This is a genomic window from Nonomuraea sp. NPDC049141 (genome assembly GCF_040648415.1).
GTDB lineage: Bacteria > Actinomycetota > Actinomycetes > Streptosporangiales > Streptosporangiaceae > Nonomuraea.
In genome coordinates this window covers 316647-332348 of the sequence record NZ_JBEZDR010000008.1, presented here as the reverse complement: position 1 = coordinate 332348, position 15702 = coordinate 316647, and the positions used below count along the sequence as shown (strand labels likewise).

At 69.5% G+C, this 15702-nt stretch carries 16 protein-coding genes; 9 read left to right on the top strand and 7 right to left on the bottom strand.

All coding sequences use genetic code 11. From position 1 onward, the window contains the following. Positions 1-80: 80 nt before the first annotated feature. Positions 81-1595: a depupylase/deamidase Dop gene (gene dop, locus AB0B91_RS25940; RefSeq protein WP_358324455.1), complete on the top strand. Its 1515-nt coding sequence runs from the start codon at positions 81-83 to the stop codon at positions 1593-1595. Positions 1596-1721: 126 nt separating this feature from the next. Here the strand turns inward: dop and AB0B91_RS25935 are convergent, their stop codons facing one another. Beyond that, positions 1722-2126, bottom strand: a complete 405-nt coding sequence (locus AB0B91_RS25935; protein WP_358324452.1) for a hypothetical protein — start codon at positions 2124-2126, stop codon at positions 1722-1724. Between the two features lie 150 nt (positions 2127-2276). Between AB0B91_RS25935 and AB0B91_RS25930 the strand changes: the two genes are divergently transcribed. Further along, positions 2277-2486 carry a ubiquitin-like protein Pup gene (locus AB0B91_RS25930; protein WP_214636360.1) on the top strand — a complete coding sequence of 70 codons (210 nt, stop codon included), beginning with the start codon at positions 2277-2279 and terminating at the stop codon, positions 2484-2486. A gap of 43 nt (positions 2487-2529) precedes the next feature. Here AB0B91_RS25930 and AB0B91_RS25925 read toward each other — a convergent pair whose 3' ends face one another. The 5 genes from AB0B91_RS25925 to AB0B91_RS25905 are packed head-to-tail and all read right to left on the bottom strand — an operon-like array spanning position 2530 to position 7709. Then, the gene (locus AB0B91_RS25925; RefSeq protein WP_358324449.1) at positions 2530-3588 is read right to left on the bottom strand and encodes a DNA polymerase IV; all 1059 of its coding nucleotides are present in this window, start codon (positions 3586-3588) and stop codon (positions 2530-2532) included. Positions 3589-3603: 15 nt separating this feature from the next. Further along, on the bottom strand, positions 3604-4647 hold the full coding sequence (locus AB0B91_RS25920; RefSeq protein ID WP_358324446.1) for an ABC transporter ATP-binding protein: 1044 nt from the start codon (positions 4645-4647) through the stop codon (positions 3604-3606). Further along, positions 4644-5462, bottom strand: a complete 819-nt coding sequence (locus tag AB0B91_RS25915; protein ID WP_358324443.1) for a carbohydrate ABC transporter permease — start codon at positions 5460-5462, stop codon at positions 4644-4646. Before AB0B91_RS25915 ends, AB0B91_RS25920 begins: the two co-directional genes overlap by 4 nt. Then, complete coding sequence (locus AB0B91_RS25910; protein WP_358324440.1) at positions 5459-6370, bottom strand: sugar ABC transporter permease; 912 nt, start codon at positions 6368-6370, stop codon at positions 5459-5461. Before AB0B91_RS25910 ends, AB0B91_RS25915 begins: the two co-directional genes overlap by 4 nt. Continuing rightward, positions 6345-7709 (bottom strand): extracellular solute-binding protein, encoded by a 1365-nt coding sequence (locus tag AB0B91_RS25905; RefSeq protein ID WP_358324437.1) that lies wholly within the window; start codon positions 7707-7709, stop codon positions 6345-6347. Before AB0B91_RS25905 ends, AB0B91_RS25910 begins: the two co-directional genes overlap by 26 nt. Positions 7710-7880: 171 nt before the next feature. On the opposite strand from AB0B91_RS25905, the gene prcB reads away from it, so the two are divergent. The 6 genes from prcB to AB0B91_RS25875 all read left to right on the top strand — a co-directional run bounded on the left by prcB (position 7881) and on the right by AB0B91_RS25875 (position 14211). Then, a complete protein-coding gene (gene prcB, locus AB0B91_RS25900; RefSeq protein WP_358324434.1) occupies positions 7881-8729 on the top strand; it encodes a proteasome subunit beta in 849 nt (282 codons plus the stop codon). A gap of 20 nt (positions 8730-8749) precedes the next feature. After that, positions 8750-9535 (top strand): proteasome subunit alpha, encoded by a 786-nt coding sequence (gene prcA / locus AB0B91_RS25895; protein ID WP_358324884.1) that lies wholly within the window; start codon positions 8750-8752, stop codon positions 9533-9535. Positions 9536-9918: 383 nt separating this feature from the next. Next, complete coding sequence (locus AB0B91_RS25890) at positions 9919-10446, top strand: hypothetical protein (RefSeq protein ID WP_358324431.1); 528 nt, start codon at positions 9919-9921, stop codon at positions 10444-10446. A gap of 416 nt (positions 10447-10862) precedes the next feature. After that, the gene (pafA, locus tag AB0B91_RS25885; RefSeq protein ID WP_358324428.1) at positions 10863-12221 is read left to right on the top strand and encodes a Pup--protein ligase; all 1359 of its coding nucleotides are present in this window, start codon (positions 10863-10865) and stop codon (positions 12219-12221) included. 74 nt (positions 12222-12295) lie between these two features. Further along, positions 12296-13234: an FKBP-type peptidyl-prolyl cis-trans isomerase gene (locus tag AB0B91_RS25880; protein ID WP_358324425.1), complete on the top strand. Its 939-nt coding sequence runs from the start codon at positions 12296-12298 to the stop codon at positions 13232-13234. Positions 13235-13314: 80 nt separating this feature from the next. Further along, positions 13315-14211 carry an FKBP-type peptidyl-prolyl cis-trans isomerase gene (locus AB0B91_RS25875; protein ID WP_358324422.1) on the top strand — a complete coding sequence of 299 codons (897 nt, stop codon included), beginning with the start codon at positions 13315-13317 and terminating at the stop codon, positions 14209-14211. On the opposite strand, the gene AB0B91_RS25870 is transcribed toward AB0B91_RS25875, so the two are convergent. Next, a complete protein-coding gene (locus AB0B91_RS25870) occupies positions 14212-14994 on the bottom strand; it encodes a GNAT family N-acetyltransferase (RefSeq protein WP_358324419.1) in 783 nt (260 codons plus the stop codon). 56 nt (positions 14995-15050) lie between these two features. Here AB0B91_RS25870 and AB0B91_RS25865 point away from each other — a divergent pair, with 56 nt between their 5' ends. After that, positions 15051-15692, top strand: coding sequence for a helix-turn-helix domain-containing protein (locus AB0B91_RS25865; RefSeq protein ID WP_358324416.1), 642 nt, complete (start codon positions 15051-15053; stop codon positions 15690-15692). The last annotated feature ends 10 nt before the right edge of the window (positions 15693-15702 follow it).

Sequence of the window (15702 nt, the reverse complement as noted above, 5' to 3'; positions counted from 1 at the left end):
GACCCTGGGGCACTGTGAAGGGCATAGGCTCGGGCATATAAACGGCGGATAGACAGATCCGGACGAACAGAGGGTGTTGCATGACGGTGCGTCGGGTGATGGGCATCGAGACCGAGTACGGCATCTCCGTACCAGGTCAGCCAGGCGCCAACGCGATGGTCACGTCCTCGCAGGTGGTGAACGCCTACCTGGCGGCCTCCGCCGCCAGAGCGCGAAGGGCGAGGTGGGACTTCGAAGAGGAGAATCCGCTGCGCGACGCTCGCGGCTTCGACCTGGCCAGAGAGGTCGCCGACCCCAGCCAGCTCACCGATGAGGACCTTGGCCTGGCCAACGTCATCCTCACCAACGGCGCCCGGCTCTACGTCGACCACGCCCACCCCGAATACTCCACCCCCGAATGCACCAACCCCCGCGCCGCGGTCATCTGGGACAAGGCCGGCGAACGCGTGATGTACGACGCCGCCCAGCGGGCCTCGGCCATCCCGTCGAACGCGCCCATCCAGCTCTATAAGAACAACACCGACGCCAAGGGCGCCAGCTACGGCTGCCACGAGAACTACCTCATGCGGCGCGCCACCCCCTTCGCCGACATCGTCCGCCACCTCACGCCGTTCTTCGTCTCCCGGCAGGTCGTCGTCGGCGCGGGCAAGGTCGGCATCGGGCAGGACTCGCGCGGCGAAGGCTTCCAGATCAGCCAGCGGGCCGACTTCTTCGAGGTCGAGGTCGGCCTGGAGACCACGCTCAAGCGGCCGATCATCAACACCAGGGACGAGCCGCACGCCGACCCGGAGAAGTACCGGCGGCTGCATGTGATCATCGGCGACGCCAACATGTCGGAAATTTCGACATACCTGAAGTTGGGCTCCACCGCCCTCGTCCTCGCCATGATCGAAGACGGCTTCCTCAGCCGCGACCTCGCCGTCGAGAACCCCGTCCAGGCCCTGCGCGCCGTCTCCCACGACCCCACCTGCCGCTACGAGATCCCGATGCGAGACGGGCGCAAGCTCACCGCCATCCAGCTGCAGATGGAATACCTCGAACAGGCTCGCAAGTACGTCGAGGAACGCGGCACCGCCCAGGAAGAGATGAACAAGGACATCCTCGACCGCTGGGAGTCCGTCCTCACCCGCCTGGCCGAAGACCCCATGCAGCTCTCCCGCGAACTCGACTGGGTCGCCAAACTCGAACTCCTCGAGGGCTACCGGACCCGCGACTCGCTCGCCTGGTCCCACCCCCGGCTGCAGCTCGTCGACCTTCAATACTCCGACATCCGCCCCGACCGCGGCCTCTACAACCGCCTCGTGGCCCGTGGTCGCATGCAGCGCCTGGTCACCGAGGACGACGTCCAGCGCGCCGTCGAGAACCCGCCCACGGACACCCGCGCCTACTTCCGCGGCCGCTGCCTGCGCCAGTACAGCGAGTCCGTCGCGGCGGCCTCCTGGGACTCGGTCATCTTCGACATCCCCGGCCGCGAATCCCTGCAGCGCGTACCGACCCTCGAACCGCTCCGGGGCACCAAGGCCCACGTGGGCGAACTCTTCGACCGCTGCCGCACCGCCGCCGACCTGGTCGCCGCCCTCACCGGCGGAGACTAACCGCTCACCGGCGAAGCTTGACCGCTGTACGTCTCCGGCCTCCCGCCGTAGCGGCGCTCACTTCGTACAAGCGGCTTCTTTACGGCACGGCACGGCACGGGAAGACGCCAACGCGCGCACGTCCGCTCAGAGCAGGCCCACGCCCAGCGTCAGCGTGCCCACGGCCAGCGCCGCGCCGCCCGCCACGGTCAGCCATATGAGCCTGCTCGGCTTGGTGTCGCTGGGGCGGACCACCGACAGGAAGAAGCCGAGCGGCATCAGGATCGGGGCGGCCACGATGAGCGTGCGCACCAGGCCCTTCAGGCCGTCCGAAAGGTCCGCCTGATCCACATAGAGCATCGCTACGAGGCTGAACAGCACCAGCACGCCCGCGTGAGCGTGCCCCGCCCGCCAGAGGCTGCGGCGCACCGGATTGTCGTTGTAGCCGGGCACGTTCCGCATCAGGAACGTCAGCAGCGACACGCCACCGAACGCCACCGCGGGGACTGTGATGAGGAGCACACCTGCCGTGCTCAGGGACGAGGGGGACATCGAAACCTCCTGTAGGGCAGGGGCCTCATTATTGGATAGGGGAACTATCTAGTCAAGTCGGCAAGATCGCGGGACGATCGGCGCGAAATGTCGCCCGGTTCGGGGAAGATATGCCTAGAGAGCAGTCCCCCAAGCGGAGGTAGGTAGGACATGGCAAGCAAGGACACCGGTGGCCAGAAGCAGGCTGGTCGGCGCGACAGCGAGGTCGAGGAGACCGAGGCGTCGGCGGCGCCGGACGTTCAGGAGCGCCAGGAGAAGCTGACCGACGATGTCGACGCGATCCTGGACGAAATTGACGAAGTTCTCGAAGAGAACGCAGAGGAGTTTGTTCGCAGCTACGTCCAAAAGGGCGGAGAGTAGGTCAGATCGGACATAGAAACGGGGGGCGTCGCCGCGCCGGCTTCTATGGGAGAGCGGTCCGAGTCTGATCGAGTGGGGCGTATTCGACGGCCACGCCGAGGAGGCGGACCGGCCGGGAGAGGTCGAAGCGGTCGAGCACGGTGAGGGCGGCGCGTGACAGCTCGACCGCATCGGTGGTGGGTGTCGGCAGCTTGGATTGACGGCTGCGGGTGAGGAACGGGGTGAAGCGTACTTTCACCGACACCCGGACGATCATCCGTCCGGCGGCGGTCGCGTCTGAGGCGACCTGTCGGGCCAGTGTGGCTACGTGGGTGGAGATTTCGGTGCTGTCGGTGAGATCGTGCGGGAAGGTGGTCTCCCGGCTGTGCCCGCGGGCCACCCATGGGGTGGTGACGACTTCGGCTTCGCCTTTGCCGAGGGCGAGGTAGCGATACCAGGGGCCGTTCGTGGGGCCGAAGCGGCGGGCCAGGTCGGCGGGGTCGGCGGCGGCGAGTTGGGCGACCGTGTGGAGTCCCAGGTCGGCCAGCTTTTTGGCGATCTTGGCGCCGATGCCCCAGAGCGCGTCGGTGGGCCGGTCGTTCATGACCTCGGCCCAGTTGTCGTCGGTGAGGCGGAAGACGCCGGCCGGTTTCGCGAACGCGGAGGCGAGTTTGGCCTGGTGTTTGTTGTCGCCGATGCCGACGGAGCACGACAGCGCGGTCCTGTCCAGGACGGCCCGCCGTAGGGCGGCGGCCAGTGCCTCGGGGTCGTCGGTGCGGGCTCCGATGAACGCCTCGTCCCAGCCCCAGACCTCCACCAGGACGGGGAACTCGCGCAGCGTGGCCATGACCCGCTCGGACGCGGCCTCGTAGGCGGGTGGGTCACTGGGCAGGAAGACGGCGTCGGGGCAGCGCCTGAGCGCGGTGCGCAGCGGCATGCCGGAGTGGACGCCGTGCTCGCGGGCTTCGTAGGTGGCGGTGGCGGCGACGGTGCGCGGCTGGGTGGGGTCGCCGGTGCCGCCGACCACGACGGGTCTGCCGCGGAGCTCGGGGTGCCGCAGGATCTCGACCGCGGCGATGAACTGGTCGAGGTCGACGTGCAGGATCCAGTCCTTGGCGGACATGTGTCCAGTATGCCGTCAGGGGCGGAGCAGCCGGTCGTCGCGGTAGAGGAGCGAGCGGCGGGGGAGGGCCCAGGCGGGGGTGCCGATGGGGGGTTCGTCGCCTTCGGGGACGACGGCCTGGATGAGGGTGCCGTCGGTTTCGAGGGTGACGAGGGTGCTGGTGCCGAGGTTCTCCAGGACGGAGACGGTGCCGGGGAAGGCGCCCGGGTGGGCTTCGAGCAGGAGTTCCAGGTATTCGGGCCGCGCCCCGTACACGACGTCGCCGTCGGGGACGCCCGCCGGGGCGGGGAGGGTGGCGCCGGCGACGTGGAGGGCGCCGGAGATGATCTCGCCGGGCAGCAGGTTCATGGGGGTGGAGCCGATGAAGGCGGCGACGAAGGTGGTGGCGGGGCGCTGGAACACCTCCGCGGGGGTGCCGACCTGGATCATCCGGCCGTGGGACATGACGGCGACGCGGTCGGCGAGGGCGAGGGCCTCGGCCTGGTCGTGGGTGACGAAGACGGTGGTGACGGCTAGTTCGCGCTGCAGTCGTTTGAGGAACGTACGGGCTTCCAGGCGGAGCCGGGCGTCGAGGTTGGACAGGGGTTCGTCGAAGAGGAAGGCGGTGGGGTGGCAGGCGATGGCGCGGGCGAGGGCGACGCGTTGCTGCTGGCCGCCGGACAACTGGGCGGGGCGGCGGTGAAGGAGGTCGGGCAGGCTGAGGCGCCGGGCGACTTCCGCGGCCTTGGCGGCGCGTTCCAGGCGGGGGACCTTCCTGATGCGCAGGGGGTAGGCGATGTTCTCGGAGACGGTCATGTGAGGGAAGAGGGCGTAGTCCTGGAAGACCATGGCGACGTCGCGGCGGCCGGGCGGCAGGGTGGTGACGTCGGTGTCGTTGATGCGGATGCTGCCCGAGGTGGGGGTCGCAAGGCCCGCGATGGTGCGCAGGAGGGTGGTCTTGCCGCAGCCCGACGGGCCGAGCAGGGCGAAGAACTCGCCGTCGGCGATCGTGAGGTCGAGGTCGTCGAGGGCGCGCACTCCGCCGGCGAACACCTTGGTGAGGCCGTGCAGCGAGATCACCGTTTGATCCCTCCGTGGAAGCGGAAGCCGTACCGCTGCGAGACGAACAGGTACATCGCCACCACCGGCAGCGAGTAGAGCAGGGAGAAGGTGGAGATGAGGTCGAGTCTGGGCGAGCCGCCCTCGGTGTAGAGGGTGTAGAGGATGACGGAGCCGGGGGCTTTGCCGGGGTCGCGCAGCAGGATGAACTGGAACAGGAAGCCGCCCCAGACGCTGGCCAGGGCCCAGACGGCGATGGTGGCCAGGCCGGGCCGCACCAGCGGGATCACGATGTGGCGGAGGATCTGCAGCGACGAGGCGCCGAAGACCCGGGCGGACTCCTCGTAGGTGGTGGGCGTCTCGTCCATGAAGTCCTTGAGGATGAAGATGGCGGCGGGCAGCAGGCCGCCGGAGACGACGAGGATGACGCCGAGGTGGGTGTCGATGAGGTCGAGCCGGGTGGCCAGCTCGAAGATGGGCACCATGGCGGCGGTGCCGGTGACGACGGACGACAGCAGCAGGAGCACGTAGAGCAGCACGTCGCGGCCCGGGATGCGGACCCTGGACAGGGCGTAGGCGGCCAGGGCGGCCAGGACGACGACGAGCGCGGCGGCGCCGCCGCCCTGGATGAGGGAGTTGCGGATGGACCCGAGCGCGTAGGGGTTGTCGAGGATGGCGGCGAAGTTGCGCAGCGTGAACTCGGGGACGGACGTGGTGATCGCCGGAGTGGCGTCGAAGGGGGCGCTGGCCAGCCAGAGCATGGGCAGCGTGAAGAAGGCCAGGACGACGGCGATGAACACGGTGGCGGCGAGCCGTCCGATGGCGTGCCGGATCATGCCGGTGGCCGTCCCGCCGCGCGGCGCCGGCCGCGCAGCAGTCTCAGGTATGCCAGGGCGAAGACGAGGTTGATGAGCAGGATGAGGAAGGACACGGCGGCGCCCGCGCCGAGTTCTCCGCCTTTGAGGGCGATGTTGTAGACGTAGACGGGCAGGATCTCGGAGCGTCCTTCCGGGCCGCCGCCGGTCAGGACGAACGGGGTGAAGTCGTTGAACGTCCACAGGCTGATCAGCAGCAGGTTCGTCAGCACGTGCCGCCGGATGAGCGGGAAGACCACGTCGCGCAGTTGCTGCGGCACGGAGGCGCCGGCCAGGCGGGCCGTTTCGAGCTGTGAGGGCGGCACGTTCTCCAGCGCCGCGGCGTACAACATCATCGAGAAGGCGGTGCCGCGCCAGACGTTGAAGACGACGATGGACAGCAGCGGGTAGTCCAGCAGCCAGCCGAACCCGGGCGTGCCCAGCAGCGCGTTGAGCGTGCCGTCGTCGCGGTCGAGCAGGGCGAACCAGAGAAAGCCGACGACCGTGCTGGGCAGGATCCAGGACAGCAGCACGACGCCTTCGACGGCCCGTCGCAGCGGCCCGCCGCGGGTGCGCAGCAGCCAGGCGAGGGTGAAGCCGAGCCCGGCCTGGCCGAGGATGGCGGAGCCGCCGACGTAGACGACGGTGAGCCAGAGCGAGCTGAGGAAGCGCGGGTCGCTCAGCGCGCGGGTGTAGTTGCCGAGGCCGACGACCTGGGGGTCGGCGGCGGCCAGGCCGGTGAGGCGATAGTCGGTGAGCCCGAGGTAGATCGTCCAGAGGGCGGGGAAGACGAGGAAGACGCCGATGAGGACGAGCGCGGGCAGCACGAACCCCGCCGCTCTCGCCCTGCCCAGCCCGGCCGCGTCACCTGGCGACGTGGTCCGCGCCACCGACCAGTCCCTCCAGCTTGGCCTGGTAGGCGGCGGCCGCCTCGTCGGCGCTCTTGCCGCTGACGATCGCCGCGGTGGCCTCCTGCAGGGCGACGGAGACCTGCGGGTAGACGGCGAGGCCGGGGCGGTAGGCGGTGATGGGCAGCACCTCGTCGGCGACGTACGCCAGCATCGGGTCGGCGTGGAGCACCTCGCCGTTGACGTCGCCGCGGGAGCTGATGCGGGCCTGTCCGGCGAGCTGTGCCTTGGTGGCCGCCGCGGAGTGCATGAACGCGAGCAGTTCCCAGGCCAGCTTGGGGTTCTTGGAGAACGGGTTGAGTACCCGTACGGCGCCGCCCGACATGCTGGCGAAGTCCTGGCCGCGGATGGCGGCGCCGGGGTTCTTGGCCGGGATCTTGGCGAAGCCGACGGCCGAGTCGCGGTCCGCCATGGGGGCGACCCCGGCCTTCGGCTCGATGACGGATCGCCAGAAGTAGTCGCTCTCGGCCAGGATCCCGATCTTGCCGGCCGCGAACTGGGCGAAGGACTTGTCGCGCCCCTTGGCCTCCTGCTGCAGCTTGGGGTCGCTGAGCCCGGAGGCGTAGAGCCGCTGGTAGAAGCCGAGCACGTCCTTCATGGCGGTGGAGGCGCCGGTCCACTTGCCGTCGGTGTAGATCTCGGACCCGGCGGCGGCGAGGAGGGGGAGCACGCCCTGCATGGTGGTGGCCTCGCCCATGGCGGTGCCGGCATTGATCTGGATGGGGGTGGGCACGCCCGCGGCCTTCAGCCTGCCGCCGGCCGCGAAGATGTCCTCCCAGCTGGTGGGCTGCCACGGCTCGGGCAGGCCGGCCTTTTTGAACAGGGTCTTGTTGTAGAACAGGACCCGGCCGTCGGTGCCCTGGGGCAGGCCGTACTTCTTGCCGTCGAAGATGCCGAGTCCCTGTACGGCCTGCGGGATCTGCGACCAGCCCTCCCAGGAGTCGACGGCCGGCCCGCCCACGTCGGTGAGCGGCTTGATGTAGCCGGCCTGGGCGAATTCGCCGACCCAGATGCCGTCGAGGTCGATGACGTCGGCCCCGGCCTTCGACTTGAGGTCGAGCGCGATCTTGGTCTTGTACTGCTCGTCGTCGACGCCGCTGGGCTGGAAGAGCACCTTGACGTTCTGGTGGGCCTGCTCGAAGTTGGGGATCACCCACCGCTTGATCCAATCGGCGGACTCGGAGTTCTTGCCGCCGGAGATCGAGTTGGCCGCGATGACGAGGGTGACGTCCTCCCCTCCGGCGGGGGCGCCGGATCCGCAGGCGCTGAGCGCCAGGATGGTGAGAACCGCGATCACCGCAGGTCGGCTGGGGAGTCGCATGTCGGCCTCCTGTTGAGGACGTGCAGACATACCGACAATCGCACGGCCTCTACTGGGCGTAAAGAAACGATCTGGTGACCGGTTCGCCGTGGGCTGATCGTGGGAAGTGCAGACAGCGACGCAACATGAGTAGGGTCCCTTTAGGGACAGTGACGTTTGGGAGGGAGTCGCGTGGCATCGCACATGGATCTGCCCACCGGCTTGATGGACCAGCTTTTCCACAACACCGGGAGTTCCTCGTTCACGGAGTTCGTCGGTTCGCACGCGCCGGGGCTGCTTCCGGTGCGTGGTGAGATTCTGGCCACGCCGATCGGCGACCAGGTTCCGCACGCGACGACGATCGTCGCCGCCACGTTCGCGGGCGGCGTGGTCATGGCGGGCGACCGGCGGGCGACGTCCGGCAACATCATTTCTCAGCGTGACGTGGAGAAGGTGTTCCGGACGGACGACTACTCGTGCATGGGCATCGCGGGCACGGCCAGCACGGGCATCGAGATGGCCCGGCTCTACCGGGTGGAGCTGGAGCATTACGAGAAGCTGGAAGGCCGCACGCTATCGGTCAACGGCAAGGCCAACCGGCTGGCGGCGATGATCCGCGGCAATCTCGGCATGGCGATGCAGGGGCTGGTGGTGGTGCCGCTGTTCGCCGCCTACGACGCGGAGCGGGACGGCGGGCGGATCTTCAGCTACGACGTGGCGGGCGGGCCGTACGAGCGTGACCGGTTCGACGCGATCGGTTCGGGTTCGATCTTCGCGCGGGGGTCGCTGAAGAAGCTCTACCGCGACGGGGCGTCGGCGGACGACATGGCGATGACGCTGATCCAGGCGTTGTACGACGCGGCGGACGACGATTCGGCCACCGGCGGGCCCGATGTGACGCGGAAGATCTGGCCGATCGTCTCGGTGATCGACGCCGACGGCTTCCGACGGCTGGCGGAGGAAGAGGTGACCGGCTACGTCGAGCAGATGCTCGAAGCACGTCTCATCTCCCCTGACGGCCCCATCGCCCCGCTGCGCTAGAAAGGACCCCATCCGTGTCCATGCCTTTTGGATATGCGTCCCCTGAGCAGATCATGCGGGACAAGGCCGACTACGCGCGCAAAGGCATCGCGCGGGGCCGCAGCGTCGTCGTGCTGCAGTACGAGGACGGCATCCTGTTCGTCGCCCCCAACCCCTCACGGGCCCTGCACAAGATCAGCGAGATCTACGACCGCATCGGGTTCGCGGCGGTGGGCCGCTACAACGAGTTCGAAGAACTGCGGCTGGGCGGCATCCGCTACGCCGACATCAACGGCTACACCTACGACCGCTCCGACGTGACCGGCCGCGGGCTGGCCAACCTGTACGCGTCCAACCTGGGCCGCATCTTCACCGAGTCGATCAAGTCGCTCGAGGTGGAGGTCGTGGTGGCCGAGGTCGGCGACGTGCCGGACGGCGACGCGATCTACCGGCTGACGTTCGACGGCTCCGTCTTCGACGAACATGGCTTCGCGGCCATGGGCGGCCAGGCGGAGGCGGTGGGCACGCGGCTGAAGGAGGGCTACCGGGAGAGCATGCCGCTGGCCGACGCGCTGGAGGTGGCGCTGGCGGCCCTCACGGAGCCCGGTGGGGAGCGCCCGCCGGTGGGGCAGCTGGAGGTGGCGGTGCTGGACCGCAACCGCGAGCACCGCAAGTTCCAGCGGCTGGTGGGGCCACGCCTGGAACGCCTCCTGGCCGCCACGCCGGGCGCCGCCGCCGGCTCGCCGCTCGAAGCCGACGACTCCGGATCCGACACCCCACCCCCGACCGGCCCCGAGGGCGACGTCGACGACGGCACGTCGCTCTAGCCAACTCTGATGTGGTTCCGCTCGGGCGGGCGTTCGTCGCCCGCCCGGGCGCTGGTTCCGTTGTCTGGTCCCGTCCCGCTCAGGCAGGCGGTCTTCCCGCGCCCGGGCGCTGGTCTCGTGGTGTGGTTCCCGTCCCGCTCGGGCGCTGGTTCCCCTTCTGCTCGGGCGAGCGGTCTTCGACCGCCCGGGCCTTTTTTCTTTTTGTACGGCAGGCATGGGGCACCCCCACCCACCGCACAAGGCTGGGCCCTGTCCAGGGAAACGCTCCTCCGGTGATGCGGGGCCGGGCGCCGTGACGAGACGGCGACAAGCCATGGGCCAGTGTGACCTGGTTCACACATATTTGGGCGAACCGGCGAACGGCATCTCGTATCGAAGAGAGCATGAATAATCCGATGCGCACCCTCCTGGCAGGCGCCGCCGCAGCAGCCGTCGTCCTGACCGCCGGTACGGCCGCGAATGCCGCCACCACGGACATCCCCACGTTCAAGGCGCCCAAGACCTTCGGCACGACCTTCCAGCCCGACCCGAAGCACGACTTCACCAAGCACATCTCCTCCCGGCACGACGGCATCCTGCGCGGCCTGATCACGCACCTCAGCGGCAGCACCGCCGAGTACACGCCGGTCAAGTGGAAGAAGGGCACCGTGACGGAGGGGCAGTTCGTCACTCCGCCCGAGGGTGACGCGATGGCCTACTCCTCGCGGATCGCCAAGAACGTGGTGTTCCTGTCGGCGTTCGGCTGCAAGGTGGCCGAAGGCGACCTCACGGTCGGCAAGAAGGACGCTCTCGGCGCCAAGAGCTGCTCGAGGTCCATCCTGATCAAGCGGCACAAGCGCGCCGCCCACCCGTCGCTGATCACGGTCTACAAGGGCGAGATCGTCAAGGTCCAGGAGATCTACACGCCCTGACGCCCCGGCGGCTCATGGCTTGTCGCCGTCTCGTCACGGCGCCCGGCCACGCATCACCGGAGGAGCGTTTCCCTGGACAGGGCCCAGCCCTGTGCGGTGGGTGGGGGTGCCCCATGCCTGCCGTACAAAGAGAAAAGGTTGAGACGCCCGCGCGGGCGGGGCGGGAGCCAGGGCGCGGGACCGGGGAATGAGCGGGCGAAGGCCTACCCGGATGCGACCGGACCAGAAGCACGGACGGGGCGGGGACCGGAAGTGCGGATGGGGCGGGGCCGGAAATAGCACGGGCGGGACGGGGAGCGGAAGCGCGCGGCGCCGACCGGGGGATGGTCATCGGGGGATGGGCATCTGACGAGGGCGCGCGGGAAACACGGGGAAGATCTCTCCCGCTTGTCGATCCGTGGGCATAGTGTGAGGTGATGGATCGTCGCATCTTCGGGCTGGAGAACGAGTACGGCGTGACCTGCACGTTCAGGGGGCAGCGCAGGCTGTCCCCCGACGAGGTCGCGCGCTACCTGTTCCGGCGGGTCGTGTCCTGGGGCCGATCGAGCAACGTCTTCCTCCGCAACGGCGCACGTCTGTACCTCGACGTGGGCAGCCATCCTGAATACGCAACACCCGAGTGTGACAACGTCATCGAACTCGTCACCCACGACAAGGCCGGCGAACGCATCCTCGAGGGACTCCTCGTCGACGCCGAGAAGCGGCTGCGCGAAGAGGGCATCGCCGGTGACATCTATCTCTTCAAGAACAACACCGACTCCGCGGGAAACTCCTACGGCTGTCATGAGAACTACCTGGTCGGCAGGCACGGCGAGTTCGGCCGGCTGGCCGATGTCCTGATCCCGTTCCTGGTCACCCGGCAGATCATCTGCGGCGCGGGCAAGGTGCTGCAGACCCCGCGCGGCGCGGTCTACTGCGTGTCGCAGCGCGCCGAGCACATCTGGGAGGGCGTCTCCTCGGCGACGACCCGGTCCCGGCCGATCATCAACACGCGCGACGAGCCGCACGCCGACGCCGAGCGGTTCCGCCGCCTGCACGTCATCGTCGGCGACTCGAACATGAGCGAGGCCACCATGCTGCTCAAGGTCGGCGCCACCGACCTGGTGCTGCGCATGATCGAGGCGGGCACGGTGATGCGCGACCTGTCGCTGGAGAACCCGATCCGGGCGATCCGCGAGGTGTCCCACGACATGACCGGGCGGCGCCGGGTGCGGCTGGCCAACGGCCGTGAGGCGTCCAGCCTGGAGATCCAGATGGAATACCTGTCGAAGGCCAAGGACTTCGTCGACCGGCGGGGCGGCGACCCGATCGCGCGCCGGGTGCTGGAGCTGTGGGAGCGGACGCTGCACGCGGTCGAGACCGGCAACCTCGACCTGGTGGCGCGCGAGATCGACTGGGTGACCAAATACCAGCTCATCGAGCGTTACCGCAGGAAGTACGACCTGCCGCTGTCCTCGCCGAGGGTGGCGCAGCTCGACCTGGCCTACCACGACGTGCACCGCAAGCGCGGCCTGTTCTACCTGCTGCAGAAGCGCGGCTCGGTGGAGCGGGTGGCGTCCGACCTGAAGATCTTCGAGGCCAAGTCGGTGCCGCCGCAGACGACCAGGGCGCGGTTGCGGGGCGAGTTCATCCGGAAGGCGCAGGAGAAGCGGCGCGACTTCACCGTCGACTGGGTGCATCTCAAGCTGAACGATCAAGCGCAGCGTACGGTGCTGTGCAAGGACCCGTTCCGCAGCGTCGACGAGCGAGTGGACAAGCTCATCGCCGGAATGTAGCGACTGGTTTACCCCGGCCCTACTTGGATGTCGGATAGGGTGACGCGAATCTGACGTCTTTCCGAGGGAAATCCATGCGCCGCGCTCTGGCCGCTCTGGCCGCCGTGCCTTTGATCTTCTTCGCCGCCGCGTGCGGCGGCTCCGACTCGGGCGCCAACGGGGCCGCCGCCACCGCGAGCAGCGTGCCGGGCAAGGTGAAGGTCACCGGCAATGTGGGCGCCAAGCCCACGGTGGCCTTCCCCGCCGGCACGCCCGCCACCAAGTCCTCGTACGAGGTGCTGACCCCTGGCACGGGCCCGCAGGTGAAGAGCGGCGACAAGATCATCGTCAACCTGACCGTCTACAACTGGGACGGCAAGCAGAACGCCTTCCAAGGCTCTTCCTACGACTCCAAGGCGCCGGAGACCATCGCGGTCGACCAGCAACTGCCGCAGGTGCTGCAGGAGGGCTTCACCAAGGTCAAGCACGGCGGCCGGGTGCTGGCCGTGATGGCCGCCGACGCCGCTCAGCAGCAGCAGGGCCAGGCGCCGCAGCCGACGAAGGTGTTCGTCGTCGACGTGGTCGGGGCGCCGCCCGCCGCGCTGAAGGCGGCCACCGGCAAGGAGGTCGGCGAGAGCATCAAGGGTGTCAAGGTCGTCAACCCGGGCGGCGAGAAGGCGCCCACGCTGACCACCAAGACCAAGGACAAGCCGTCCAAGGAGCTCGTGGTCAAGACCGTGATCCAGGGCACCGGCGCGAAGGTGCAGGCGGGCCAGACGGTGGTCGCCCACTACACGGGCAAGATCTGGGGCACCGACAAGGAGTTCGACTCCAGCTGGACCAAGGGCGAGCCGGCCTCGTTCCCGCTCGCGAACGTGATCCAGGGCTGGCAGAAGGGCCTGGTCGGGGTTCCGGTCGGCAGCCGGGTCGTGATGAGCATCCCGCCGGACCTCGGCTACGGCGCCCAGGAGCAGAACGGCATCCCGGGCAACAGCACGCTGGTGTTCGTGGTGGACGTTCTGTCGGCTTACTGATGGGTGGACTGATCAAGCGGTAGCATCTCGGGGCCCGGCGACGACACCGTCGCCGGGCCGCCCGCTTGGGGAGGGGTTCGATGCGCCGCCGTACCGTCGCGCTGCTGTTACCGCTGGCGCTGCTGACGGCCTGCACCGGCACCGAGACGGGCGATCCGGAGCTGAAGGTGGGCGGCAGGTTCGGCGCCAAGCCCACGATCGTCTTCCCGGCCGGCAAGCCGTCGGCCGGGCTGCAGGTGGACCAGCTCGCGGCGGGCAAGGGCGCGCTGCTGGGCAAGGACGACGTGGCGATCGTCCAGTACACCGCGCACGTCTGGGACGGCCGGGAGAACCGGCTCGTCGACTCCAGCTTCAACCGCGGCGCCCCGGCCGCCTTCCCGGTCGGCCGGCTGATCCCCGGCCTGGACCGGGCGCTGCAGGGCCGCCGGGTGGGCAGCAGGGTGATCGCCGCCATCCCGCCCGCCGACGGCTTCGGCGCCAACCCGCCGCAGGGCGTCGCCTCGGGTGACGACCTGTTCTACGTGATCGACATCCTCGGCACGCACCCGAAGAACGCCTCGATCAAGGGGCGGGGCGGGTCGCTCGCGGGCGTGCGGGTCACCGGCGCCGCCCGGCCCGGGCTCGCGGTGCCCGCGACCGCGCCGCCACGCAGGTTCGCCGCCAAGGTGCTGGCCAAGGGGGCGGGCCGCCGGACGCAGGCGGGGCAACTGCTGGTCACCCAGTACGAGGGGGCGATCTGGGGGCAGCGCCGGATCTTCGACGCCACCTGGAGCACCGGGCGGCCGAAGGCGTTCACGATCGGCGACGGCAGCGTGATCAAGGGCTGGGACCGGGCGCTGGTGGGTGTCCCGGTCGGCAGCCGGGTGCTGATGATCGTCCCGCCCGCCTACGGTTACGGGCCCACGGGCCAGCCCGCCTTCGGCATCCGCGCCGCCGACACGCTGGTCTTCGTGGTGGACGTCCTGGCCGCGTACTGATCAGGGCGTCCAGACGTACGGGGTGGTCGTGGTCACCGCGTGGAAGCCCAGGCGGCGCAGGATCGGCCGGCTGTCGTCCGAGGCGTCCACCTGGAGATGGTCGACCCCGGCCGCCACGGCGAGCTGGGCGCGACGGGCGACCAGGGCGCGATAGATGCCGCGGCCCCGCCACTCCGGCAGCGTCGAGCCGCCCCAGAGCCCGGCGAACCCGGTGCCCGGCTTGTGCACCAGCCAGGCGGCCGAGACGACCCGGCCGCCGGCCTCGGCCACCAGTACGGCGATGCCGCCGGGGTCGGTCGTGACCCGCCGGATCAGGTCGTCGCCCAGCCAGCTCCAGTCCTCGCCCCAGACGGTGGACTCCATGGCGGCGATCGCCCGCAGGTCGGCGTCGGCGGTGACCTGGCGGATGGTCACCCCGTCGGCCAGGGGCGGCGCGTCCAGCATCTCCTTGGCGACGCCGACGAGCACCGTCTCCCTCTCCTCCGGCGCGAAGCCGGCGCGTACGAGCCGCTCGGCCAGGTTGGCGGGCCGGTCATGGGCCCGGGTCTTCCACTCCACGGCCTCGCCGCGGGCCGCGAAGTGCTCGCGCTGGCGGGCGATCAGCGCGTCCAGCTCGGCGCCTTCGACGCCGAGCACGGGCGGCCCCTCGACGAAGCCGCGGAACATACCGGTGACGCGCAGCACGGGGCCGTCCATCTCGTAGACGAGCCCTTCGGCGGTGTTCTCGGGGATGTGCAGCCGGGTGCGGTCGTAGGCGGCGAGGAGGGGGGAGGTTTCGCTCACGCGCAGCAGCCTAGAGGGTGCGGCCCGGCGCGGTGACGGACGCCTAGACTCGCGCTGTGAGCGATGACGACCTCGAGGCCCTGGCGCTGCTGCACGACCCGGTACGGCGCAGCCTGTACGAGGCCGTGGCGGCCAGCGGCGGCGACCTGGGCAGGGGAGAGGCCGCCGAGCTCGCCGGGGTGTCCAGGACGCTCGCCGGGCACCACCTGGACAAGCTCGTCGAAGCCGGGCTGCTGGAGAGCGCCTTCCGGCAGCAGGACAAGAAGGGGCCCGGCAGCGGACGGCCCGCGAAGATCTACCGCCGGGCCGGGAAAGAACGGTCGGTGAGCCTGCCGCCGCGCGACTACGTGGCGCTCGCCTCCGTGCTGGCCGAGGTCGTCGACGCCCTCGGCGCCGACGAACTGGCCGAGAAGGCGGCGCGCGCGGCTGGGGAGCGGCTGGGGCGAGGGCGGCACGAGCCCGTCGAGGCGGTGCTGCGTGAGCGGGGGTACGAGCCGTACGCCGAGGGCGGCACGCTGCGCATGCGCAACTGCCCCTTCCACGTGCTGAGCCACGAGCAGCCGCTGCTCGTGTGCTCCATGAACCTGGCCCTCTGCCAGGGGGTGCTCGAAGGACTCGGCGACGATCCCGGGCGGGCCGCGCTGGATCCGCGGCCGGGGGAGTGCTGCGTGACGCTTTCTAAAACAAATGAAGATTGACATAGAGCGG